Origin of the sequence: Thauera sp. WH-2, assembly GCF_048321015.1 — a bacterium.
Lineage (GTDB): Bacteria > Pseudomonadota > Gammaproteobacteria > Burkholderiales > Rhodocyclaceae > Thauera.
Window position 1 is genome coordinate 114,126 of the sequence record NZ_JBLWFG010000006.1, and the last position, 24,642, is coordinate 138,767.

At 65.2% G+C, this 24,642-nt stretch carries 22 protein-coding genes; 5 read left to right on the forward strand and 17 right to left on the reverse strand.

What is annotated here, in order from left to right:
- Positions 1-6: 6 nt before the first annotated feature.
- The 3 genes from ACNKW1_RS11575 to ACNKW1_RS11585 all read left to right on the forward strand — a co-directional run bounded on the left by ACNKW1_RS11575 (position 7) and on the right by ACNKW1_RS11585 (position 2,276).
- Positions 7-1,026, forward strand: a complete 1,020-nt coding sequence (locus ACNKW1_RS11575) for a TPM domain-containing protein (protein ID WP_418364744.1) — start codon at positions 7-9, stop codon at positions 1,024-1,026.
- Positions 1,020-1,559 (forward strand): TPM domain-containing protein, encoded by a 540-nt coding sequence (locus ACNKW1_RS11580; protein WP_418364745.1) that lies wholly within the window; start codon positions 1,020-1,022, stop codon positions 1,557-1,559. The genes ACNKW1_RS11575 and ACNKW1_RS11580 overlap by 7 nt, the downstream gene beginning before the upstream one ends.
- Before the next feature lie 210 nt (positions 1,560-1,769).
- Positions 1,770-2,276, forward strand: coding sequence for a phasin family protein (locus ACNKW1_RS11585; RefSeq protein WP_418364746.1), 507 nt, complete (start codon positions 1,770-1,772; stop codon positions 2,274-2,276).
- 123 nt (positions 2,277-2,399) lie between these two features.
- Here ACNKW1_RS11585 and moaE read toward each other — a convergent pair whose 3' ends face one another.
- From moaE to ACNKW1_RS11670, 17 genes are all read right to left on the reverse strand, one after another.
- The gene (gene moaE, locus ACNKW1_RS11590) at positions 2,400-2,915 is read right to left on the reverse strand and encodes a molybdopterin synthase catalytic subunit MoaE (RefSeq protein WP_418364747.1); all 516 of its coding nucleotides are present in this window, start codon (positions 2,913-2,915) and stop codon (positions 2,400-2,402) included.
- Between the two features lies 1 nt (position 2,916).
- Complete coding sequence (moaD, locus tag ACNKW1_RS11595; protein WP_418364748.1) at positions 2,917-3,177, reverse strand: molybdopterin converting factor subunit 1; 261 nt, start codon at positions 3,175-3,177, stop codon at positions 2,917-2,919.
- Between the two features lie 60 nt (positions 3,178-3,237).
- Positions 3,238-4,443: a gephyrin-like molybdotransferase Glp gene (gene glp, locus ACNKW1_RS11600; protein ID WP_418364749.1), complete on the reverse strand. Its 1,206-nt coding sequence runs from the start codon at positions 4,441-4,443 to the stop codon at positions 3,238-3,240.
- Positions 4,440-4,934, reverse strand: a complete 495-nt coding sequence (gene mobB / locus ACNKW1_RS11605; RefSeq protein WP_418364750.1) for a molybdopterin-guanine dinucleotide biosynthesis protein B — start codon at positions 4,932-4,934, stop codon at positions 4,440-4,442. The genes glp and mobB overlap by 4 nt, the downstream gene beginning before the upstream one ends.
- A gap of 77 nt (positions 4,935-5,011) precedes the next feature.
- Positions 5,012-6,973 carry an ATP-dependent DNA helicase gene (locus ACNKW1_RS11610; protein ID WP_418364751.1) on the reverse strand — a complete coding sequence of 654 codons (1,962 nt, stop codon included), beginning with the start codon at positions 6,971-6,973 and terminating at the stop codon, positions 5,012-5,014.
- 151 nt (positions 6,974-7,124) lie between these two features.
- Positions 7,125-9,356: a mechanosensitive ion channel domain-containing protein gene (locus ACNKW1_RS11615; RefSeq protein ID WP_418364752.1), complete on the reverse strand. Its 2,232-nt coding sequence runs from the start codon at positions 9,354-9,356 to the stop codon at positions 7,125-7,127.
- Positions 9,357-9,637: 281 nt separating this feature from the next.
- Positions 9,638-10,753: a cell division protein ZapE gene (zapE, locus tag ACNKW1_RS11620; RefSeq protein WP_418364753.1), complete on the reverse strand. Its 1,116-nt coding sequence runs from the start codon at positions 10,751-10,753 to the stop codon at positions 9,638-9,640.
- A gap of 100 nt (positions 10,754-10,853) precedes the next feature.
- Positions 10,854-12,278, reverse strand: a complete 1,425-nt coding sequence (lpdA, locus tag ACNKW1_RS11625; RefSeq protein WP_418364754.1) for a dihydrolipoyl dehydrogenase — start codon at positions 12,276-12,278, stop codon at positions 10,854-10,856.
- An 85-nt stretch (positions 12,279-12,363) separates the two neighbouring features.
- The gene (gene odhB / locus ACNKW1_RS11630) at positions 12,364-13,554 is read right to left on the reverse strand and encodes a 2-oxoglutarate dehydrogenase complex dihydrolipoyllysine-residue succinyltransferase (protein WP_418364755.1); all 1,191 of its coding nucleotides are present in this window, start codon (positions 13,552-13,554) and stop codon (positions 12,364-12,366) included.
- A gap of 24 nt (positions 13,555-13,578) precedes the next feature.
- Positions 13,579-16,431 carry a 2-oxoglutarate dehydrogenase E1 component gene (locus ACNKW1_RS11635; RefSeq protein WP_418364756.1) on the reverse strand — a complete coding sequence of 951 codons (2,853 nt, stop codon included), beginning with the start codon at positions 16,429-16,431 and terminating at the stop codon, positions 13,579-13,581.
- A gap of 160 nt (positions 16,432-16,591) precedes the next feature.
- On the reverse strand, positions 16,592-17,887 hold the full coding sequence (gene gltA, locus ACNKW1_RS11640) for a citrate synthase (protein ID WP_418364757.1): 1,296 nt from the start codon (positions 17,885-17,887) through the stop codon (positions 16,592-16,594).
- Positions 17,888-17,949: 62 nt separating this feature from the next.
- Positions 17,950-18,186, reverse strand: coding sequence for a succinate dehydrogenase assembly factor 2 (locus ACNKW1_RS11645; RefSeq protein WP_418364758.1), 237 nt, complete (start codon positions 18,184-18,186; stop codon positions 17,950-17,952).
- Positions 18,187-18,201: 15 nt separating this feature from the next.
- Entirely contained in the window at positions 18,202-18,912 is a 711-nt protein-coding gene (locus tag ACNKW1_RS11650) for a succinate dehydrogenase iron-sulfur subunit (RefSeq protein WP_418364759.1), read from the reverse strand.
- Positions 18,913-18,943: 31 nt separating this feature from the next.
- Positions 18,944-20,737: a succinate dehydrogenase flavoprotein subunit gene (gene sdhA / locus ACNKW1_RS11655; RefSeq protein WP_418364760.1), complete on the reverse strand. Its 1,794-nt coding sequence runs from the start codon at positions 20,735-20,737 to the stop codon at positions 18,944-18,946.
- Between the two features lie 2 nt (positions 20,738-20,739).
- Positions 20,740-21,090: a succinate dehydrogenase, hydrophobic membrane anchor protein gene (sdhD, locus tag ACNKW1_RS11660; RefSeq protein WP_418364761.1), complete on the reverse strand. Its 351-nt coding sequence runs from the start codon at positions 21,088-21,090 to the stop codon at positions 20,740-20,742.
- A complete protein-coding gene (gene sdhC, locus ACNKW1_RS11665) occupies positions 21,084-21,473 on the reverse strand; it encodes a succinate dehydrogenase, cytochrome b556 subunit (RefSeq protein ID WP_418364762.1) in 390 nt (129 codons plus the stop codon). Before sdhC ends, sdhD begins: the two co-directional genes overlap by 7 nt.
- A 99-nt stretch (positions 21,474-21,572) precedes the next feature.
- Positions 21,573-22,301: a GntR family transcriptional regulator gene (locus ACNKW1_RS11670; RefSeq protein ID WP_418364763.1), complete on the reverse strand. Its 729-nt coding sequence runs from the start codon at positions 22,299-22,301 to the stop codon at positions 21,573-21,575.
- A 213-nt stretch (positions 22,302-22,514) separates the two neighbouring features.
- Here ACNKW1_RS11670 and ACNKW1_RS11675 point away from each other — a divergent pair, with 213 nt between their 5' ends.
- Together ACNKW1_RS11675 and ACNKW1_RS11680 are read left to right on the forward strand one after the other, a co-directional pair.
- A complete protein-coding gene (locus tag ACNKW1_RS11675) occupies positions 22,515-23,504 on the forward strand; it encodes a malate dehydrogenase (RefSeq protein WP_418364764.1) in 990 nt (329 codons plus the stop codon).
- Positions 23,505-23,625: 121 nt separating this feature from the next.
- Positions 23,626-24,615: an HpcH/HpaI aldolase/citrate lyase family protein gene (locus ACNKW1_RS11680; protein WP_418364765.1), complete on the forward strand. Its 990-nt coding sequence runs from the start codon at positions 23,626-23,628 to the stop codon at positions 24,613-24,615.
- Positions 24,616-24,642: the final 27 nt, after the last annotated feature.

Here is a 24,642-nt window from a genome sequence, read left to right on the forward strand (position 1 = left end):
ACGCGCATGCCCGATCCAGGTCTGACCCGGCTGCCCGACGTAGCCGCGCCCCGGCAGGGCCGCCGCGCGAGGCGGCGGCGTCCGGACCCCGGACGCCGTCTCGCCCTGCTGCTCACGCCGCTGCACACCCCCCTGTTCGCACTGTTTTTCGCCCCGCTGCTCGCACTTCTCGTCGTCGTCTGGCCGACCTGCGTGCACGCCGAACCCCTGCAGCCGGTTCCGCCGCTGAGTGCACGCGTGATCGACCAGAGCGGCGCGCTGAATGCGGAGGAACGCAGCGCGCTCGAACAGAAGCTCGCCACCTTCGAAGCCGAGCGTGGCAGCCAGATCGTCGTTCTGCTGCTGCCGACGACCGCTCCCGAAGACATCGCAGCGTTCGCGTTTCGCGCTGCGGATACCTGGAAGATAGGGCGTCGTGATGTCGGCGACGGCGTACTGCTGGTCATTGCCACGACGGATCGCAGGATCCGCATCGAGGTCGCACGTGCGCTCGAGGGCGCGATTCCCGACCTCGCCGCCTGGCGCATCATCGACGACGTCATTGCCCCCGCCTTTCGCCACGGCGGCTACGCGGCAGGAATCGATGCCGGCGTGGATGCGCTGTTCGCGCTGATCCGTGGCGAAGCCCTGCCGCTGCCCGAACCCAGGCTGGACGACGCACCGAGCAGTGCGCTGGAAGACATCGGTGCCCTGCTCGTCGTCATCGTCCCCATGCTCGGGGCCGTGCTTGTCAGCAACTTCGGCCGCAAGCTGGGTGCCCTTCTCACCGGCGGTGCGACCGGCTTGATCGTGCATGTGCTGACCGCGAGCGTGCTGCTCGCCCTCGTCGGCGCCGTGCTTGCCGTGGTCCTCGTTTTCGTCCTTGGCGTAGGCGCCAGCGGGCGCGGCGGACCACCCCACGCGGGCGGCGGCCCGGTCATCCGCAGCCGGGGCGGGTTCGGAGGTGGAGGATTCAGTGGCGGTGGCGGCTTCCGCTCCGGGGGTGGGGGCAGCTTCGGTGGCGGGGGAGCATCGGGGAGATGGTGACGGAGAAGTTGCGTCGCCTGCTCCGCCACCTCTGGCTGGACGCCGGAGACGCACGCCGCGCCCTGGACGAGGCCGCGAACGGCCGGCTAGAGGCCCGCATCGCACAGAGCGAAGCCACCCACAGTGGACAAATCTGCGTCTGTGTGGAGGCGAGCCTGCCGCCCAGTTACCTGTGGCGCCACCTCCTGCACGGCGAGCCCCTTTCCGAGGTGGTGCGGGACCGCGCCATCACGCTCTTCGGCAAGCAGCGCGTCTGGGATACTGAAAACAACAACGGCGTGCTGATCTACCTGCTGCTGGCCGAGCATCGCATCGAGATCGTCGCCGACCGCGGACTGACACGTGCGACCGGAGCGGCGCACTGGAACGATCTGGTCGGGGCAATCGGGCGCTGCTGCCGGGACGGCGAAGTCGAGCAGGCGCTGCTGCTCGCCATCGAGGATGTCGGAGCCTGCCTGCAGCGGCACTTCCCACGCTCGGGCGAGCCACCTGCGCCGGATGCGGGCCTGCCGAACCGGCCGATGATCCACTGAGCGAATCCCGCGGCAGAAATTGTTGCTGCATTGCGACATTCAAGCCGGATTTCCCACGCCAACTGCAGTCCCGGCGGAATGCGGCATCGCTTGTGCTATTGTGAAGCCAGGACGTTCGCTGCGGCACCAAGACCGCTTGCGCCGAAAAACGGTGTGCATAAACGTCCGACATTACAGCAACCGATCATTCAAGCGAGTGGAGAGGATCTTATGGCCAGCAAGCAAGACCAGTTGAACGAACTTCAGAAGAAAAACCTTGAGGCCGCCATGCGCCTGGCCCAGATGTCCATCGAAAATTCGCAGCGCATCATGGAGATCCAGGTCAACGCTGCCAAGCGTCTGTTCGAGGAGGGTGTCGAAAACGCCCGGGCGCTGACCGCGGCGAAGGACCCGAAGAGCATGATGGACATGCGTGCGCACTTCGCGCAGAACACCACCGAGCAGATGCTTGCCTGCGCACGCCAGATCACCGAGATCACCGCGGCTACGCAGGCGGAGTTCGGCAAGCTCATCGGCGAGCAGTTGAGCACCGGTAGCGCCGACATGTTCGAGGCCATGCAGAAGATGTTCAAGGGCATGCCGATCGCTGACCAGAACGCACTGGGTGCGATGCAGACCGCGATGGATACCACCCGCGCCGCCTTCGAGCAGATGACCCGCGCCTCGACCGAGGCCTTCCAGTCCTTCACGCAGCAGGCCGGCAAGGGCCGCCGCTGAGCCTCGCAGGGCGGAAGCCCCGGCAACCCGCTTACGGGTGACACGGATCGAAAGACGGCGCCTGCGGGCGCCGTCTTCACGTCTGCCCAGGCACTGCCCGGGCCGCGTGCAGCGCAGGTGCGCTCAGCGCCGCTGCTCGATCTCGTCCCAGGAAACGTCGTCCACACCTTCTCCTTCTTCCGCCCAGCGCGCCGCCGCGGAATCATCCGCCTCGCGCGCGTCGACCCAGCGCGCACCATGCGGGGTTTCCTCGCACTTCCAGAACGGCGCCCGTGTCTTCAGGTAATCCATGATGAATTCACAGGCAGCGAAGGCCGCACCGCGATGGGCGCTGGCGACTCCCACGAACACGATGCGGTCGGCCGGCTCAAGCCGGCCGTAGCGGTGGATCACGCGCACGCCGAGCAGGGGCCAGCGCGCACGCGCCTGCGCGACGATCTCCTCCAGCGAGCGCTCGGTCATGCCGGGATAGTGCTCCAGCGTCATCGCGCGCACACCGCTGCCGTCATTGACATCGCGCACCAGGCCCACGAAGCTCGCCACGGCGCCCACGTCGTTCCGATCCATGCTCAGCGCGGCCATCTCGCCGCCGACGTCGAAGTCGGCTTCCTGCACGCTGACCTCCGGGCGCATTTCCATCTCAGCCTCCCGTAACCGGTGGAAAGAACGCGACCTCATCCCCCGCGCCCACGGCCGCTTCCGCGCCCACCATGTGCTGGTTGAGCGCGGCGCGCACATTGCGTCCCGCCGCGAGCGCCTGCCAGCCGTCCCCGCGCTGCGCGAGATGGGCGCGCAATGCACCCACGGTCTCAACACCGGCAGGCAACTCGAGTTCCTCACCCGATTTCCCGACCGCCTCGCGCAAGCTGGCGAAATAAAGAAGCTTCACCTTCGTCGTCATTGCTGTATTCGTCCGCTGTGTTCGTCCACGATCGTTGTTGCGCGCCGGCCGCGGCGCGGCTCAGAGCATCAGGTCGCCATAGGGCAGGAAGCGCACGCTCTCACCACGTACGATCGCTGTGTCGGCCGGGATATCCACCAGGCCGTTGGCCCACACCGTGGAGTTGAGCGCCGCCGACCCCTGATTGGAGAAGAGCTCCACACCGCCCTGCGCATTCACGCGTGCGCGCAGGAACTCCCGCCGGCGATCGGGCCGGGGCCAGTCGAAGTCCGCACGCAACAGGATCGAGGCCGGCGCAACCTCACGCACGCCCTGTGTGGCGAGCAGGAAGGGGCGCACCATCATCAGGAAGGTGACGAAGCTCGAAACCGGGTTGCCCGGCAGGCCGATGAAGGCAGCGCCATGCACACGGCCGTACGCGAGCGGCTTGCCGGGCTTCATCGCGATCTTCCACATGTCGAGACTGCCCTCTGCCTCCACCGCGGGCTTGACGTGGTCTTCCTCGCCCACCGACACGCCGCCGCTGGTCAGGATCAGATCGTGGCCCTCGGCAGCACGCCGCAGAACCTCGCGCGTGGCGTCCAGGCGGTCGGGCACGATGCCGAAGTCTTCCACTTCGCAACCAAGCGCGACCAGCAGTCCGCGCAGCATGAAACGGTTCGAGTTGTAGATGCCCCCCGGCGGCAAGGGCTCACCCGGCATCACGAGTTCGGAGCCGGTCGAGAACATCGCTACTTTCACCCGTCGATACACGGGCAGCTGCGCCAGCCCGACCGAAGCCGCCAGGGCGACGGCCTGTGGTGTCAGGCGCAGGCCCGCAGGCAGGATGGCGTCGCCCGAGGCGATGTCCTCGCCCATCCTGCGCACGGCTTCGCCGATCCTGGGTACGGTGTTGATCAGGACCTCTTCGCCCGCATGCTCGCACAGTTCCTGCATCACCACCGTGTCGGCCCCCGGGGGCAGCGGTGCGCCGGTAAAGATGCGTGCGGCCGTGCCCGGTGCAAGCTCGTGGCCGACGCAGCCTGCGGGGATGCGCTGACTGACCGGCAGCCGCGTGCCCGCGACAGGCACGTCGGCCGCGCGTAGCGCGTAACCATCCATGCCGGAGTTGTCCATCGGTGGCTGATTGATTGCCGAGTACTGCGTCGCGGCAAGCACACGACCCGCGGCAAACATGGTGTCCACCTGCTCGATCTCGCGCACAGGGCGGACGAAGCCGAGCAGCTTCTCGTGGGCTTCATCGAAGGAAAGCATGTTGGCGTTCATTGGATCTTGAGGAAATCGAGAATGAAGTCTGCGATCGGGGCCGGCGCGTCGAGTGGCAGGCACGGCAGCGGGCAGTCGATCTCGCCGTTGGTGGCGACCGCAACCACGTGCGGATTCTCCGGCCACAGCGGCGGCTTGCCATGCGCGGGGCGATGGATTTCGATCTTCGGCACGGCGGCGGCCTTGTAGCCTTCGATCAGCACCAGGTCGCAGGGTTCGAGCAGGCGAAGCTGTTGTTCCAGCGTGGGCTCGGGCGCGCCGCGGAGTTCATGCATCAGCACCCAGCGGTCGTTCGACAGCATCAGGACCTGTGTCGCCCCAGCCTCGCGATGACGCCACGAGTCCTTGCCCGGCTTGTCGAGGTCGAAGCCGTGATGGGCGTGCTTGATCACCGACACGCGCAGGCCGCGCGCAGTGAACTCTGGAATGAGCTTTTCCACCAAGGTGGTCTTGCCGGAACCGGACCAGCCGGCGAAACCGAAGACTTTCATCGAGAAACCACGGAAGGTTGGGAGTTGCGTGACCCGAGAGGATACAACAGAGAGGCCCTCCTCACCCTTGACCCCGCTCAGTCGCCCTCCCGGGGCGGCGGCAGCTTCTCGAGGAACGCGACCGCATCGGCTTCGGCGCGCGTGCGCCGCATCGGCGGCAGGCTGCGCCACACGACCTTGCCGTAGGATTTCTCGATCATGCGCGGATCGCAAATGCACAGCACGCCGCGGTCGCGCTCGGTGCGGATCAGCCGTCCGGCGCCCTGCTTCATGTTGATCACGGTCTTCGGCAACTGGTGGTGTACGAAGGGACTCAGACCCTGCTTCTGCATGTGCTCGACGCGCGCAGCGAGCACCGGATCGTCGGGCGGCGCGAAGGGCAGCTTGTCGATCACGACCAGTGACAGCGCATCACCCGGCACGTCCACACCCTCCCAGAAGCTCTGGCTCGCCACCAGTACCGCATTGCCCAGGCGGCGGAAGCGTTCGAGCAGCTCGGTGCGCGAACCCTCGCCCTGCAGCAGCACCGGCAGCGCGTCGCCACGCTGCTGCAGGCCATCGAGGATGAGCTCGTGGATACGGCGCATCGCGCGCAGCGATGTGCACAGCACGAAGGCGCGCCCGCGCGCCGCGCGAATCAGTGGCAGCGCGACCTTCGCCACGCGCTCGGTGTAGTCGGGCGAGTTCGGCTCGGGCATTCCGGCAGGGGCATACAACAGGGCCTGCTCCGCATAGTCGAAGGGACTGCCCCACACCGCGGTGAGCGGCGGCGGATCCATCCAGGCCAGACCCAGCTCGCGACAATAGTGGCCGAAGTCGGCCTTGCCCACCGCCAGCGTCGCCGAGGTGAAAATCCACGCCCGCGGGTGACCTTCGAGCTGGCGCTTGAACACGTCGGATACGTGCAGGGGGGTCGCGTTAAGCGCAAGCGACTGGGAGAAGACCTCGACCCAGCGGATCACCTCCCTGCCTTCCGGCTTGCGCCAGCTCGTCAGCCGTTCGGCCATCTCCTCGGTGCGGCGCAGGCAGTTGCCCAGGCCCTCGGAGCGTTCGGCCTGGGTGTCGAGCACCGCATGGAAGTCCGCCAGCGCCTTCTCCAGCGCCTCGACCATGGCGTCGAAGTGCTCTTGCTCGGCAGCCTGCGCGGCCGAGATGCGCGCAGACTCGGCGCCAAACACCAGTCGCAGGTCGCGCGCGGCCTTCTCCAGGTTGCGGGTCTGGTCGATCATCGCCACGCAGTCGCGCGCCGCCGCCACCGTCTCGGAACGCGTGTCACGGGCCAGTTCCAGCACCTGGGCGGTGGATACGCTGTCGCCGAAGAACAGGCTCGCGGTTTCGGGCAGCTGGTGGGCCTCGTCGAAGATCACCGCGTTGCACGCCGGCAGCAGTTCGCCCATGCCCTCATCGCGCAACATCACGTCGGCGAAGAAGAGATGGTGATTGACCACCACCACGTCGGCCTCCATCGCGTTGCGCCGCGCCTGCATCACGAAGCACTCTTCCTTGTGCGGGCAGTCCTGGCCGAGGCAGTTGTCGCGCGTCGAGGTGGCAGCGAGCCAGGCCAGCGAGTCCTCGCGCACATCGGTGCATTCGGCCTTGTCGCCACTCTGCGTGACCTGGGCGAAGCGGCCGATGGCGCGCAGGTCGGCGGCATCCTGCGCGGTGAGGAAGCGGCCGTCCCGGGCGTTGCGCTCGAGGTGGTAATGGCAGACGTAGTTGGCGCGGCCCTTCAGCAGCGCGATCGACACCGGCACCTTGAGCGCCGCGCGCACCGTGGGGAGGTCGCGGTTGAAGAGCTGATCCTGCAGGGTCTTGGTGCCGGTGGAGACGATGACCTTTCCACCACCGAGCAGGGCGGGCACCAGGTAGGCGAAGGTCTTGCCCGTACCCGTCCCCGCCTCCGCCACCAGCACGCGGTTGTCGCGCAGCGCCTCGGCGATCTTCTGCGCCATCTCGATCTGCTGCGCACGGGCGCGGAAGCCGGGGATGGCAGTGGCAAGCGGACCGTCGGCGGCAAAGATCGGAGTGGGGTCGGACATGATGCAAGAGCGTGAAAACCCGAGAGTATAGCGCTCGGAGCCCCGCGCTCAGCGGGAAGCGGGACATCCCTTCATCATCAAGCCTCCGTGCGCTGGATGCAGCATCCCGACCGGCCAGCGACGCGATCGAGGTCCTGTCCTCTCGCCTAGCTCACGATCGCTCCTGCGTAATCTCGCCCGCCAGCGTGCCGTTAAGCACGCGCAGATTTGCCGGGGGCGCCTTGCCCTGCTTGTCCTCGCCGAAGTAGAGCGTCATGTGCGGATACGGGATCTCGATGCCCGCCGCGTCAAAGTGGCGCTTGACCAGGCGGTTGTAGGCGCGGCCCACCGGGAACTGAGAACCCGCGCGGGTCTTGATGCGCACGCGGATATTCACCGAGCTGTCTGCCAGCGCGGTCACGCCGTGCACTTCGAGTTGACGGTCCAGGATCACGTCGCACTGTGCCGGATCCTCGAGCAGTTCGGCGAAGGCTGCGCGCAGATGAACGATGGCTTCGTCGGTATCTTCACGGTAGCCGATCCCATATTCGCCGACGTGGTAGGCGAAGTCGCGGTTGTAGTTCGACACCATGTCGACCGACGAGAACGGCAGCAGGTGGTAGGTGCCATGCAGGTCGCGCATGCCGATGGAGCGGATGGTCATGCGCTCGACGGTGCCGGTGATGCCGCCTGCAGTGACGACATCGCCCACATCGATCGCACGCTCGAGCTGGATGAACACGCCGGTGATGACGTCCTGCACCAGCTTCTGTGCACCGAAGCCGATCGCAAGGCCCAGCACGCCGGCACCGGCAAGCAGCGGCGCAATGTTGATACCGATCTCGGCCAGCACCACCATGGTCGTGAGCACCACGAGCGCGATCGCCACCGCATTGCGGAAGATGGTCAGCAAGGTCCGCGCGCGCGGGTTCGACGCCCCCCCTGCCTCAGCGCTGAGCCTGAACTCGATCCAGCTCGCCACCACCAGCCACACGAGCAGCGCGAGCGCCACGATCAGCGCGACCGACACCACCCGGCCGACGAAGCGACCGCCTGCCTCCGAAGCGAGCCACGCACCGAAATCAAAAGGCGTCCACGCGTCCACGACGAAGGCCAGCACCACGGCCAGGATCACGAAGCGGGCGACCTTCAGCGCCGTCGGTACATAGGCGTTCAGCCGCGCCTCCAGGAGCGGGAACTTGCGCCGCAGTTCGTCGCCGATGCGGATGCGACGCAGGATCACCTGGGTGAGCAGCGCCGCCAGCGCGATGCCGATGAACACCGCGAGCAAGGTCTGGCCGGTCGCGCGCAGCATGAAGGGCAAGGCATCCTTCGGATACAGCAGCGAGGTGACCAGCACTGCGCCCAGATACACGAGTGCGGCGACATGCCAGATGCGCGCGCTGATCGTCATGCTGATGCGCCCGAAAGAGGTCTGCATGCGTTCGCCGAGCGCCTCGAGGGCGAGGCGGCCGCGCTGGCGGTTCTGCATCACCACCACCGCCGCACGCAGCACTGCCGAGAGCAGGATCAGGATCACGAGCGCACGCCCCAGCTCGGCGGTGAGATAGTGCTCCACCACCGGCACCAGCCACATCAGTCCATAGCCGAGGAAATACACCATGCGCCCGGCCCAGGTCGCCCAGTAGGCCTTGTTCTCGCCACTCATCGGAAGAACACCCAGGTTGTCGCCACGCTGCGACAGCAGCAGGCGTATCACCAGGCGAACGAGCTCCACCGCGAGGAAGGCATTGAGGAACAGCGACTCCTGGATGCGCAGGCTGCCCGGCTCGCCGAGCAGGAAGAGCGCAACGCCGTAGCCCGCAAGCCAGGCAAGCCCGATGGCAATGAGATCGACCAGGGCCGCGCCGGCCACCGCAAACACGCGACGAATCCAGCCCAGGGCGCGCAAGCCCTCGCCGCCCGCACCGTAGCGATCGAGCGCACGAAAGGCGGGGCCGGCCGCGGCGCCCAGGATCCGGTAGGCAACGAGCGTCACGACCACGAGCACCACGAGTTCCCCAAGCACCCACAGCAGGGCTTGCGGATCGGCCGCTCTCGCCTGCGCCCAGGCGTCCTGCAGCGCAGCCACGGCGGTGCGGCTTTCGTCGACGATCCCCTGGGCGAGCTGTTGCGTCAGACCGGCGACACGGCCGGCCAGCGTCTGCGCACCCTGCTCGCCTGCGATGGCCTCGGCAGCCTGGTCCTCACCGAGCTTGCGCAGCTGTTCGATGAGGGCGTTGCGGGTGGCTTCGTCTTCCAGCAGGTCGGCGAGCCGCTGATGGCCCGCCTGCTCGGCGCTCGTTGCTGCCGCCGGGTCGGCCGCATGGCTGGTCGTGGGGTTGATGGCCCCCATCACGATCGCGAAGACGAACGCGAGGAAGGCCGTGAGCTTTTGCGTCACAGCTGGGCTCCTTGAAGTCGGGATTGTCAGAACCGGCGCTTGCCCGAAAAGGCCTGCGGTTCGGGCGTCGGATCAGCGCCCACAAGGCCGTCGCAGGCGGCGCTTGCGAGAATGCGCCAGGCCGCCGGCCGGCCGCATTGGCAGCCAGAAAAAGCAGACCGCCTGTTACGGCGGTCATTTATATTTGCGCAATTGTAACACGCGACCGAGGTGGCTCGACAGGCCGACGCCCCTCTGCCGCGCGCCGGCTCCCGAGCCCCATGCGTGCGATGAGGCCCGCCTCACTCCGTCCGGTGCGCCTCGGCCAGGTAGTCGCGGGTGCGCATCTCGATCAGGCGACTGACCGTGCGCACGAACTCGTGAGCGTTGTGGCCTTCGGTGTAGAGGTCGTGAGCCTCGACGGCGGCACTCATGATGAGCTTGACGCGATGGTCGTAGAGCACGTCGATCAGCCAAGTGAAGCGGCGTGCCTCGGAGGCGTTGCCAACAAGCATCTTCGGCACGTCGGAGAGGATCAACGTGTGATGCTCGCGCGCGATCTCCAGATAGTCGTTCTGCGAGCGCGGTCCGCCGCACAGCGTGGCGAAGTCGAACCAGATCACCCCCGGAGCATGCCGCACCACCGGAAGGCTGCGACCCAGGATCTCGATCTGGCCCGGCCGGCCCTCGGTGGCGGCGAGGCGGCGGAAGTCCTCCGCCATCTTGGCCTCGGCCGCGGTGCTGTGCGGGACCAGGTAGATCTCCATCTTCTCCAGCGTGCGCAGGCGGTAGTCGGTGCCGTGGTCGACCTCGATGACGTCGAAGCGCTGTTTGATCTTCTCGATCGTGGGCAGGAAGTTGATGCGCATCAGGCCGTTGGGATAGAGGCCGTCGGGCGGATAGTTCGAGGTCATCACGAAAATCACGCCGCGGTCGAAGAGCGCGTCGAGCAGACGCCCCAGGATCATCGCGTCGGCGATGTCGGACACGTGGAACTCGTCGAAGCACAACAGGCGGGTGTGCTCGGCGATACGGTCGGCGACCTTCTGCAGCGGATCGGGCGCGTTGTTGAACTTGCGCAGGTCGTTCTGCACCTCCTGCATGAAGGCGTGGAAGTGCACCCGGCGCTTGCGGCGATATGGCACCGAGTCGTAGAAGCAGTCCATCAGGAAACTCTTGCCGCGGCCCACGCCACCCCAGAAATACACGCTGCGCGGCATCTTCGGCTTGTTCAGGAACTGCTTCAGGCGGCTGCCCTGGCGGGCGACCTTGAAGCCGACGAGTTCGGTGTACAGCCCCTGCAGGCGCTGGGCGGCGGCGCGCTGGGCGGGGTCGGACTGGAAGCCGCGCGTCTTGAGCTGGGCCTCGTAGGCGTCGATCATCCCGTGCTGGGGAACGTTCAGGATGCGATGGGGCATGAGAATCGGTCAGAAGCGTTGATCGGAGAGCAGCAGGTTGACGCGAAAAGGGGTGGGTGCGAGAGACCCCGCACCTCACCCCTCACGCCTTGCGCTTCGCTCAGAAGTGCAGCGGGCGCTTGTCGCAAGCGAGCGCGGCCTCGTGCACCACTTCCGACAGGGTCGGGTGGGCGTGGCAGATGCGCGCGAGGTCTTCCGAGCAGCCGGCGAACTCCATCGCCACCACGGCTTCGGAGATCAGCTCCGAAGCGTTGGCACCGATGATGTGCACGCCGAGGATGCGGTCGGTGTTGGCGTCGGCCAGCATCTTGACGAAGCCGGTAGGATCGCCCATGCCAAGCGCGCGACCGTTGGCGAGGAACGGGATCTTGCCGACCTTGTACGCCACGCCGGCGGCCTTGAGTTGCTGCTCGGTCTTGCCGACCCAGGCGATTTCGGGGCTGGTGTAGATGACCCAGGGCACGGTGTCGAAATTGCAGTGCCCGGCCTGACCTGCCATCAGTTCGGCAACCATGACGGCCTCTTCCATCGCCTTGTGCGCCAGCATCGGGCCGCGCACCACGTCACCCACCGCCCACACACCGGGCAGGTTGGTACGGCAGTGGTCATCGACCTCGATCATGCCGCGCTCGGTCACCTTGAGACCGACCGCCTCGGGGTTCAGGCCTTCGGTGTTGGGCACGCGGCCCACCGACACGATCAGGCGGTCGGCTTCCAGCTTCTGGTCGGCACCGTCCTTGTCCTTGTAGGCGATGATGACGCCCTTCTTGCCGATCTTGACCTCACCGATGGTGACGCCGAGGTTGATCTTGAGGCCCTGCTTGGTGAAGACCTTGAGCGCTTCCTTGGCCACGTCCTGGTCCGCCGCCGCGAGGAAGTCGGGCATGGCTTCGAGCACGGTGACATCCGCACCCACGCGGCGCCACACCGAGCCCATCTCCAGACCGATGACGCCGGCACCAATCACGGCGAGCTTCTTCGGCACCGCGTCGATGTCGAGCGCACCGACGTTGTCACACACGATCTTGTTGTCGACCGGAATGCCCGGCAGGTGGCGCGGGGCCGAGCCGGTGGCGACGATGACCTGCTTCGCGGTCACGGTCTCGTCGCCCACCTTGAGCTGCCAGCCCGCGTCCGCCTTGCCGACGAACGAACCATGGCCGTTGAGCAGGGTGACCTTGTTCTTCTTGAACAGGCCCTTGATGCCGCCGGTGAGCTGGTCGACGATGCCCGACTTGCGCGCGATCATCTTGGGCACGTCGATCTTGGGCGTGCCGACGCTGATGCCCTGGCCTTCGAAGGCGTGGCCGGCTTCCTCGAACAGGTGCGAGGTGTGCAGCAGCGCCTTGGACGGGATGCAGCCGACGTTCAGGCAGGTGCCGCCGAGGCGGGGCTCACCCTTGGGGTCGGCATAGGGGTTGGATTCGCAGCACGCGGTCTTGAAGCCGAGCTGCGCCGCACGGATGGCCGCGACATAGCCGCCGGGGCCGCCGCCGATGACGAGGACGTCGAATTCTTTGGACATTCATCTCTCCCTTCAGGAAAACGGGGCGCTGCCCCGCCGCGCGGGCGAGAAGCCCGGCGGCGTGACGCGCCCCTGTGCGTTGTGATCAGACGTCGAGGATCAGGCGAGCCGGATCTTCCAGCGCTTCCTTCATCGTCACCAGGCCGAGCACGGCCTCACGACCGTCGATGATGCGGTGGTCGTAGGACATGGCGAGGTAGTTGATCGGGCGCACGACGACCTGCCCGTTCTCGACCACGGCACGGTCCTTGGTGGCGTGGATGCCCAGGATGGCCGACTGCGGCGGGTTGATGATCGGGGTGGACATCATCGAGCCGAACACACCGCCATTGGAGATCGAGAAGGTGCCGCCGGACAGTTCTTCCAGCGACAGCTTGCCGTCCTTGGCCTTCTGGCCGAACTCGGCGATCTTGAGCTCGATCTCGGCGATCGACATGGACTCGGCGTTGCGCAGGATCGGCACCACCAGGCCGCGCGGCGAACCGACTGCGATGCCGATGTCGATGTAGCCGTGGTAGACGATGTCGTTGCCATCGACCGAGGCGTTCAGGATCGGGAACTTCTTCAGCGCGGCCACGGCGGCCTTGACGAAGAAGCCCATGAAGCCCAGGCGCACGCCGTGGGCCTTCTCGAACTTGTCTCCGTACTGCTTGCGCAGAGCCATGACCGGCGCCATGTTCACTTCATTGAACGTGGTCAGGATGGCGTTCTCGTTCTTCGACTGGAGCAGGCGCTCGGCGATACGGGCACGCAGGCGGGTCATCGGCACGCGCTCTTCGGCACGGTCACCAACGGCCGCGATCACGGCCGGCGCTGCAGCGGCAGCAGGCTTGGACTGCGCCGCAACCGCGTCTTCCTTGGTCACGCGCCCGCCACGGCCGGTACCGGCCACGTCCGCGGAAGCGATGCCCTTCTCGTCGAGGATCTTGCGCGCGGCCGGGCTGGCGGCGCCGGCAGCCGACGAGGCCGCAGCAGCCGGCGGCGGAGTGACCGCCGGGGCCGGCTCGGCGGCCGGCGCTGCACCGGCGGCGGCCTTGGCTTCGGTGTCGATCTGGGCGATCAACTCGCCCGACGCGACGGTGTCACCGCCCTGCTTGATGATCTTGACCAGCACGCCGTCGGCCGGCGCGGGGGTCTCGAGCACGACCTTGTCGGTCTCGATGTCGATCAGGTTCTCGTCGCGCGAGACGGCCTCGCCTTCCTTCTTGTGCCAGGTGACCAGCGTGGCCTCGGAAACGGACTCGGACAGCTGCGGTACTTTGACTTCGATCAGCATGAATATCTCTCCCTAGGTGTGCGTTCAGTTCGGGGACTGCGGCGTGGTGTCCTTGATCGGACCGAAGGCGTTTTCGATGACGCCCTTCTGTTGTGCATTATGCACGGCGTAATAGCCCACGGCCGGCGACGCCGCAGCCGGACGGCTGACGAGCAGCAGACGGCGCTTGGTGCCGAGCACGTTGACCAGGTGCTGACGCGAGGCGAGCCAGTACCACGCCCCTTGGTTGCGAGGCTCTTCCTGGCACCAGACCACTTCCTTGGCGTTCGGGAACTGGTTGATCGCCTTGGTGAACTCCTCCACCGGGAAGGGATACAGCTGCTCGATACGCACCAGCGCGGTGTCGGTGATCTTGTTCTCGCGACGATGCGCCAGCAGTTCGTAGTAGATCTTGCCCTGGCAGAGCACGACACGCTTGACCTTCTTGGCGTCGAGCTGCTCGACCTCGGGAATCACCGTCTGGAAACGGCCGCTGGCGAGCTCGTCCATCGACGAGATCGCTTCCTTGTGACGCAGCAGCGACTTCGGCGTGATGATGATCAGCGGCTTGCGCAGCTTGCGCAGCATCTGGCGACGTAGCAGGTGGAAGATCTGCGCCGGCGTGGTCGGCACGCAGATCTGCCAGTTGTGCTCCGCGGCGTTGTTCATGTAACGCTCGAGACGCGCCGACGAGTGCTCGGGCCCCTGTCCTTCGTAGCCGTGCGGCAGCATCAGCGTCAAGCCGCACAGACGGCCCCACTTCGCCTCGCCGGAGCTGATGAACTGGTCGAGCACCACCTGGGCACCGTTCACGAAGTCGCCGAACTGGGCTTCCCACACCACGAGCTCATTCGGTTCGGTGGTGGAATAGCCGTATTCGAAGGCAAGCACGCCTTCTTCGGACAGCACTGAGTCGAAGCACTGGAAGCGCGCCTGGCCGTCCTGGATGTGGTCGAGCGGCTTGTAGTTGCCCTCGTCCCAACGCTCGCGCTTCTGGTCGTGCAACACGGCATGGCGGTGGAAGAAGGTGCCACGACCGACGTCCTCACCGGAGATCCGCACGCCGTAGCCCTGCGCCAGCAGACTGGCGTAGGCGAGGTTCTCGCCCATGCCCCAGTCGAGCGGCAGGTCACCTCGACCCATCGCGGCACGGTCGTCGATGATCTTCTTGACGCGCGAGTGCAAGGTGAAGCTGGCGGGCACGGCGGTCAGACGCTCGGCCAGACGCTTGATCTCCTGCACCGGGATGCTGGTATCGGCCTCGTCGGTGTAGGGCTGCTTCAGGTACGGCGTCCAGTCGACCGCAAACTGGCGGTTATGACCGGACAGCACCGGGTTGTACAGCAGCTCGCCCTTGTCCAGGTGCTCGCGGTACTCGGCGATCATCTGGTCGGGCTCCTCGGTCTTCAGCGTACCCTCGGCCACCAGTCGGTCGGCGTAGAGCTTGCGGGTGCCCGGGTGCTTCTGGATGGTCCGGTACATCAGCGGCTGGGTCACCATCGGCTCATCCTGCTCGTTGTGGCCGAGCTTGCGGAAGCAGATGATGTCGACCACGACGTCCTTCTTGAACTCCTGACGGAACTCCACGGCCAGCGCGGTCACGAAGGCCACGGCCTCTGGATCGTCGCCGTTCACGTGGAAGATCGGCGCCTCGACCATCTTGAAGATGTCGGTGCAGTACAGCGAGGAGCGGTAGTCGCGCGGGTCGGAGGTGGTGAAGCCGATCTGGTTGTTCACCACCAGGTGCACCGTGCCGCCGGTGCCATAGCCACGGGTCTGCGAGAAGTTCAGCATCTCCTGGTTGACACCCTGGCCAGCAACCGCCGAGTCGCCGTGGATGAGCACCGGCAGGACCTGGCCCTTGGCGGTGTCGCCACGGCGCACCTGGCGCGCATACACCGAGCCCTCGACCACCGGGTTGATGATCTCGAGGTGCGACGGGTTGAACGCGAGCGTCAGGTGCATCGGGCCGCCCGGCGTCATGACGTCGCTCGAGAAGCCCATGTGGTACTTGACGTCACCCGCAGTGAGATCGGCCAGTGCCTTGCCTTCGAACTCCGAGAACAGCATCGAGGGCGATTTGCCAAGGGTATTGACCAGTACGTTGAGGCGGCCGCGGTGGGCCATGCCGATCACCGTCTCGGCCACACCGAGACTGCCGGCAACGCGGATCAGTTCGTCCATCGCCACGATGGTCGACTCGCCGCCTTCGAGCGAGAAGCGCTTCTGGCCGACGTAGCGGGTGTGCAGGTAACGCTCCAGGGTCTCGGCGGCCGTGGTCCGCTCGAGGATGCGCTTCTTCATCTCCGCCGAGTACTTCGCGGTGCCGCGAACGCTTTCCAGACGACTCTGGATCCAGCGCTTCTGACCGATGTCGGTCATGTACATGTATTCGGCGCCGATCGAGCTGCAGTAAGTCTGACGCAGCGCTTCGAGGATCTCGCGCAGGCTGGCGTGCTCGGTCGAGAAGCCGTGGAAGGAACCGACGTTGAAGTTCTTGGAGAGATCCGCCTCGGTGAAGCCGTAGTAGGACGGCTCCAGCTCGGCGATCTGCGGACGCTCGGTGCGCTTGAGCGGGTCAAGATTCGCCCAGCGGTTGCCGAGGAAGCGGTAGGCGTTGATCAGTTGCAGCACGGACACCTGCTGCTTGTCCTCACCGGCGCCCGACACGATGGTGCGTACCGGGCCACGTTTGGCCATCTGCTCGAAGGCCGCGATGATCGGACCGTGCGCGACATCACGCTGCGCAGCGCCCCCTTGGGCCTGCAGCTTGTCGAAATACTCACGCCACTCTTCGGACACCGACGCCGGGTCGGCAAGATAGTTCTCGTATTGCTCTTCGATGAACGGCGCGTTGGAGCCGAACAAGTGCGAAGTCTGTTCGAGTTGCTTCATCATGATGAAAGCCACCTGTTATGTACGGTTGCCCCGATCGACGGGGCTGCAGTGTCGGGGGTCTGCTCGATGCCACCCTGAAGGAAAAACGGGATGACCGCGCACACGCAGCCACCCCGTAGGCTCAGAGTCGGCGAAGCCCCTCTCCCCTCTTCATCGCCTCTTACGGACGCTGTGCGAGATCCGGCACGTCGCGGCGAGCCGCGCCAACGTAGAGCTGACGCGGACGGCCGATCTTGTACTCGGAATCCGTGATCATCTCTTCCCACTGGGTGATCCAGCCCACCGTGCGCGCCAGCGCAAAGATGCAGGTGAACATGGAGGTCGGGATGCCCAGCGCCTTCTGCACGATACCCGAGTAGAAGTCGACGTTCGGATAGAGCTTCTTCTCGACGAAGTATTCGTCTTCCAGCGCGATCTTCTCGAGTTCCTTGGCCAGCTTGAACAGGCGGTCGTTCTCGAGGCCGAGTTCACCCAGCACGTCGGAGCAGACCTTGCCCATCAGCTTGGCGCGCGGGTCGAAATTCTTGTACACACGGTGACCGAAGCCCATCAGCTTGAAGCTGTCGTTCTTGTCCTTGGCACGCTTGATGTACTCACCGACGCGCGAAACGTCGCCGATCTCTTCCAGCATGTTCAGGCAGGCCTCGTTCGCGCCGCCGTGCGCCGGACCCCACAGGCAGGCAATACCGGCCGAGATGCAGGCGAAGGGGTTGGCACCCGAGGAGCCAGCCAGACGGACCGTCGAGGTCGAGGCGTTCTGCTCATGGTCGGCGTGCAGCGTGAAGATGACGTCGAGCGCGCGCACCAGCACCGGGTTCGGCTCGTACTTCTCGCACGGGGTGCCGAACATCATGTGCATGAAGTTCGCGGTGTAGTCGAGGTCGTTGCGCGGGTACATGAAGGGCTCGCCCTTGTTGTACTTGTAGGCCATTGCAACGATGGTCGGCAGCTTGGCGATCAGACGGTTGATCGAGACGCTGCGGTGCTCGGCGTCGGAGAAGTCCATCGCCTCGTGGTAGAAGGCCGACAGCGCACCCACCACACCGACCATGACCGCCATCGGATGTGCGTCACGACGGAAGCCCGAGTAGAACTTGGTCATCTGGTCGTGCAGCATCGTGTGGTTCTTGATGGTGTTCTCGAACGCGGTCTTCTGGGTCGCGTTCGGGAGTTCACCGTTCTTGAGCAGGTAGGCGACTTCGAGGAAGTTGCACTTCTCGGCCAGCTGTTCGATCGGGAAGCCACGATAGAGCAGTTCGCCCTTGTCACCGTCGATGAAGGTGATCTTCGACTTGCAGCTCGCGGTGGAGAGGAAGCCGGAGTCGTAGGTGAAGAGGCCGGTCTTGGCACCAAGCGTGCGGATGTCGATGACATCATTGCCATGGGTGCCGGTCATGACCGGAAATTCGACGGTCTTGCCATCGACGGTAAGGGTTGCAGTGCGTTCAGTGCTCATAGATCGTCCCTTCTACTTGCCGGTTTAACTGCCTTTGGTCTCGTGGGACCGGTGCTGCCGCATCACCCCTGACGCAGCAGCCCGATCATCTCCTTCCAGCGGTCGTTCTCACATGCCTTGCTGCCATTGACCCACGCCCAGAGGTCGTAGTCGTCGCAGCGCAGCAGGTCGTCCAGATCCGCCACCTGATCGTCGGTCAGACGATCGAAATGCTTTTCGAGAAAGCGCGTGAACACCAGATCGAGCTCAAGCAACGCCCGTCTGCACTGCCAGCGCACGCGCCCCCTGTTGATGGTCATGCCGCTCGCCTGCCCTTAGATCGCGCGGCGAACCATCATGTCCTTGATCTTGCCGATCGCGCGGGTCGGGTTCAGACCCTTCGGACAGACATCGACGCAGTTCATGATGGTGTGGCAGCGGAACAGACGGTACGGATCCTCGAGGTTGTCGAGGCGTGCATTCGTATCCTGGTCGCGCGTGTCGGCCAGGAAGCGGTAGGCCGCGAGCAGGCCCGCCGGACCGACGAACTTGTCCGGGTTCCACCAGAACGACGGGCAGGACGTGGAGCAGCACGCACACAGGATGCACTCGTACAGGCCGTTGAGCTCTTCGCGGTCTTCGGGCGTCTGCAGACGCTCGCGCTCGGGCGCCGGGTCGTTATTGACCAGGTAGGGCTTGATCGAGTGGTACTGCTTGAAGAACTGCGTCATGTCCACGATCAGATCGCGGATGACCGGCAGGCCCGGCAGCGGACGCAGCGTGATCGGCTGCTGCAGGTCGTCGATGTCGGTCAGGCAGGCCAGACCGTTCTTGCCGTTGATGTTCATCGCATCCGAGCCGCACACGCCTTCTCGGCAGGAGCGACGGAAGGACATCGAGTCGTCCTTTGCACGCAGGCGCATCAGGGCGTCGAGCAACTTCTTGTCGGAAGCCTCGAGCTCGACCGAGATGTCCTGCATGTAGGGCTTCTCGTCCTTGTCCGGATCGTAGCGGTAGATCTTGAATTGAACGGTACGCTTGGTCATGTATGTTTCTCCCGTGCGCTCATCACGCTGATCAATAAGTGCGCTTGGCGAGCGCGATCGGCTCGACGTCGTCGGACAGCGGCTTGAGGTTCACCGGTTTGTAGTCGAGGCGATTGCCTTCGCTGTACCACAGGGTGTGCTTCAGCCAGTTGGCGTCATCGCGGCCGTTGGGGTTCTCCGCCGTATCCGGTGCATCGTCGCGCACGTGGGCGCCACGCGACTCCTTGCGGGCTTCGGCCGAAACCATCGTGGCGCGCGCGACCTCGATCAGGTTGTCGAGCTCCAGGGCCTCCATGCGGGCGACGTTCCAGACCTTGGACTTGTCCTGGATGCCGGTGCGCTTGGCGCGCTCGGCGACCTCGCCGATCTTCTGCACGCCTTCCTTGAGCAGGTTGTCGAAGCGGAACACGCCGGCGTGCTTCTGCATCGTGCGGCGCATCTCGGCGCCGACATCGAATACGCTCTCGCCGTTGGCCTGGCCTTCGAGACGCGCGATACGCGACAGCGAGAAGTCGGCGGCATCGGCGGGCAGCGGCTTGAGCTTGAGCTGGCCGGACTGGAAGTCCTCGACCACCGTCTCGCCCGCCGACTTGCCGAACACCAGCAGGTCTAGAAGCGAGTTGGTGCCCAGACGGTTGGCGCCGTGCACCGAGGCGCAGGCGCACTCGCCGGCGGCGTAGAAGCCGGCCACCGGGCTGTTCGGGTTGCCGTCCTTCGGCACCACGACCTGGCCCTTGTAATTGGTCGGGATACCGCCCATCTGATAGTGGCAGGTCGGCACGACCGGGATCGGGGCCTTGATCGGATCGACGCCGGCGAACTGAATCGCGATCTCGCGGATTCCGGGCAGACGCTTCATGATCGTGTCGGGCGCAAGGTGCGTGATGTCGAGCAGCACGTGATCCTTGTCCGGACCGCAACCACGGCCTTCGTTGATCTCGGTGGTCATGGCGCGCGAAACGACGTCGCGGGAGGCGAGGTCCTTCAGGTTGGGCGCATAGCGCTCCATGAAGCGCTCGCCCTGGGCGTTGCGCAGGATGCCGCCTTCTCCGCGCACACCTTCGGTGATGAGCACGCCCGCGCCAGCCACGCCGGTCGGGTGGAACTGCCAGAACTCCATGTCTTCCAGCGGGATGCCGGCGCGCGCCGCCATGCCCACGCCATCACCGGTGTTGATGAAGGCGTTGGTCGAGGAGTGGTAGATGCGGCCGGCACCACCGGTTGCGAAAATGGTGGCCTTGGAATGGAAGATCGAGACCTCACCGGTCTCCATTTCCATCGCGGTCACACCCAGCACGTCGCCGTCGGCGTCACGGATCAGGTCGAGCGCCATCCACTCGACGAAGAACTGGGTGTTCGCGCGCACGTTGCGCTGGTACAGCGCGTGCAGCATGGCGTGGCCGGTACGGTCGGCTGCGGCACAGGAGCGCATTACGGGCGCCTGACCGTAGTTCATCGAGTGGCCACCGAACGGGCGCTGATAGATCTTGCCGTTGTCGGTACGGTCGAACGGCATGCCGTAGTGCTCGAGTTCGATGACGACTTCGTTCGCCTTCTTGCACATGAACTCGATCGCATCCTGGTCGCCCAACCAGTCCGACCCCTTGACGGTGTCGTACATGTGCCAGTGCCAGTTGTCTTCGGTCGAGTTGCCGAGCGAGGCCGCCACACCACCCTGGGCGGCGACGGTGTGCGAACGGGTCGGAAAGACCTTGGTCAGCACGGCGGTCTTGAGGCCGGCTTCGGAGAGTTGCAGGGCCGCACGCAGGCCGGCACCGCCGGCGCCCACGATGACCGCATCAAAGGTACGCTTCGCGACGTTCACGCTTAGAGCCTCCACAGGATCTGGGCAGCCCAGCCGGCATAGCCGACGAGCAGGAAAATGGTGATGAGGTGCAGCGCCAGGCGCACACCGGTCGGCTTGATGTAGTCCATCCACAGGTCGCGGACACCGATCCACGCGTGATAGAACACCGACAGGAAGAACAGGAAGCTGAGGAATTTGAACAGGCCATGGGAGAACAGCCCGGACCATTCTTCGAAGTTCAGCTCACGCAGACTGAATGCACAGAGCGCGAAGATGATCGTGTAGACCGCCATGTAAACCGCGGTTGCACGCTGCGCGATCCAGTCCTTCAGACCGTAATGCGCGCCGACGACAATACGTTGCTTCACCATAGAACCACCCCGATGATCACAGTGAGCGTGAGGCTCACGGCCAGAACGATTTTCGAAGACTTGCGGGCAGGCTCGAGATCGACGCCCTTGTGCATGTCGAGCATCAGGAAGCGGATGCCGGCACAGAAGTGGTGCAGGTACGCCCAGAGCAAGCCGAACAGCACGAGCTTGATGAACCAGTTATCGACCACCGCGGCGAAGGTCTCGAAGGTTTCCGGCGAACCCAGGCTGCGATCCAGCAGATACAGCAGGAACGGCAGCATCAGGAAGATGCCCACGCCGCTAACCCGATGAAGGATCGACACGATGCCCGGCAACGGCAGCCGGATCTCATTCAAGGCCAGGTATTTCGGCCTTTGTTTGCGCACTGTCACTTCTGACATGAAGACTCCCCTCTGCATGTGCGACGAACACCCGCCGCGGACTCCGTTAAAGCCATAATTATAGCGCCGTCGACCTGCCTCTCGGCACCCTCGATCACGTCAATTCAATTCGTTCAGATAAAAATGCTCTGCCGTCGAATACAGCCCGCGCCGCCACTCCACAGGCTTGTCGCCATACGTGTAAGTCACCCGCTCCACCGACAGCAACGGCGTTCCCTCGGCGACCTGCAGTGCCTCGCTCACGCCGCGATCGGCCGCAACCGCACGGATGCGCTCCTGGGCACGGAGCATGCGCACACCGAAGCGGGTCTCGAACAGACTATAAAGAGAGCCATGCCAGCCCTGCAGGGTCTCGGCGGAAAGCCCCTGGAACACGTCACCCGGCAGATAGATCTCGTCGATCACCACCGGTCGATTGGTGAAGCGCAGCAAGCGGCGCACGATGATGATCGGCGCGCCGGGCTCGATCGCGAGCATTCGCGAGGCTTCCTGACCCGCCTTTGCGCGCCAGCAATCGAGAGGAAGGCTCTGCGGATGAGAGAGGTCACCATCCAGCGGCACCAGACGCAGGAAGCGGAACAGCGCGCGCGGATCATTGTGCGACGCAACGAACGTACCCTTGCCCTGCTTGCGTACGAGAAGGTTGTCGGCCGCCATCTCATCAATCGCCTTGCGTACCGTGCCCTGCGATACGCTGAAGCGCTGGGCGAGTTCCTGCTCGCTCGGGATTGCCTGACCCGGACGCCACTCACCCGCCTCAAGCGCCTGAAGAATCAAGGCCTTGATCTGTCGGTAAAGCGGGCTGAAGGTGGGCGATTCGTGTGACATGCGCGCATTTGAGCACAAAAATTCCAAATCGTCTATCCTCGGTCTTATGTCTTATATAAGACATAAGATGCCATTTGACATGCTCCGGACAAGTCTTTAGTATCCCCGCGCCTGTCGGGGTTCCGTCACGCCAGAGTCAGGTACCGCCCGGCGCGGTGGCATCGGGCCAGGTTCCAGTTCATCCAAGACCGTCTCACTCGAGGGAGTAATCATATGAGCAAAGCCCCCATGCGCGTTGCTGTCACCGGCGCTGCCGGCCAGATCGGCTACAGCCTGCTGTTCCGTATCGCCAGCGGCGAGATGCTGGGCAAGGACCAGCCCGTCATCCTTCAGTTGCTCGATTTGCCCCAGGCCCAGAAGGCCGTCAAGGGCGTCATGATGGAACTGGAAGACTGCGCTTTCCCGCTGCTCGCGGGCATGGTCGCCACCGACGACCCCAACGTCGCCTTCAAGGACGCCGACGTCTGCCTGCTGGTCGGCGCCCGCCCGCGCGGCCCCGGCATGGAGCGTGCCGACCTGCTGACCGCCAACGGCGCGATCTTCACCGTCCAGGGCAAGGCCATCGCCGAGAACGCCAAGGAAGACGTGCGCGTGCTGGTCGTGGGCAACCCCTGCAACACCAACGCCTACATCGCCCGCGCTGCCGCGATCAAGGTCGGCCGCACCAACCCGGCCAACTACCACGGCATGCTGCGCCTGGACCACAACCGCGCGCTGTCGCAGCTCGCCGCCAAGTCCGGCCGTGCAGTGTCCTCGCTGAAGAAGATGGTCGTGTGGGGCAACCACTCGCCCTCGATGTACGCCGACTACCGCTTTTGCGAGTCCAACGGCGACAGCGTCAAGGCGCTGATCAACGACCATGCCTGGAACAATGACGTGTTCCTGCCCACGGTTGGCAAGCGCGGCGCCGCCATCATCGAGGCGCGCGGTCTTTCGTCGGCGGCATCGGCTGCCAACGCCGCCATCGACCACGTGCATGACTGGGTACTCGGCTCGAACGACTGGGTCACCATGGGCGTTCCGTCCGACGGCTCCTACGGCATCCCCGAAGGCGTCGTGTTCGGCTTCCCGTGCGAGTGCAAGGACGGCCAGTTCAAGATCATCCAGGGCCTGGAGATCGACGAGTACTCGCAGGGCAAGATCAACATCACCCTGAAGGAACTCGAGGAAGAGCGCGCGGCCGTCGCCGACATGCTCAAGTAAGCACAACCGCCGCGCCTTGCCGCGACGGAGAAAGGGCCACGGGGTAGAATCCGGTGGCCCTTTTTTCATTGTGGCCGGCAGCGCCGAGAACGCGCGAAGCCTGCCCGCCAAGGAGACCCCGATGCCGCTACACCCGGACCAGGTTCTGTTCGCCGGCGAGAAGCCCTTCCCCGCCCTGCCCGCCGTGGACCACTACGCCGGCGCCGAGAAGCTGATGTTGAAGGCGCTGAAGCTGCAGCAGGAACTGGGCCCGGTGTTCGACATTACATGCGACTGCGAGGACGGCGCGCGCGCGGGGGCCGAAGCCGAGCACGCACGCATGGTGGTCGAGGTCGTGAATGGCGCAGACAACCATTTCGGACGGGTCGGCGCACGCATCCATGACATTACGCACGGCCACTGGCAAAGCGACCTCGAGATCCTGGTCGGTGGTGCTGGCCGCCGCCTGGCCTTCGTGACGATCCCCAAGGTGCGCTCGGCCGCCGATGCTGCGGCGCAGATCGACGAACTGCGCCGCATCGAAGCTGCGTGCGGTCTCCAGCGCGCGTTGCCCGTCCATGTGCTGATCGAAACCCATGGCGCCCTGCGCGAAGCCTGGGACATCGCGGCACTCGACGGCGTCGAGTCACTCGACTTCGGCCTCATGGACTTCGTCTCCGGCCACCATGGCGCTATCCCGGGCAGTGCGATGAAGAGTCCGGGACAGTTCGAGCACCCGCTCATCGTGCGTGCAAAGGCCGACATCGCCGCGGCAGCACTCGCCAATGGCGTGGTGCCCTCGCACAACGTCACCACCGAACTCCAGGACGTGGCCGTGATCCGCCACGACGCCGAGCGCGCACGGCGCGAGTTCGGCTACCTGCGCATGTGGAGCATTCACCCCAACCAGATCCTCCCGATCATCGCCGCCATGCAGCCCGACTTCACCGAGGTGACTGAAGCCGCAGCAATCCTGGGGGCAGCGCAGGACGCCGAGTGGGGGCCGATCCAGCACCAGGGCCGACTGCACGACCGCGCCTCCTACCGCTATTACTGGGAGTTGCTGCAGCGCGCGCGCCACACCGGCATGGAGATCCCGGACGACACGCGGCACCGCTTCTTCGCCCTGTGAGCGCCTGGCGCGCCCTCAGCCGGGGAC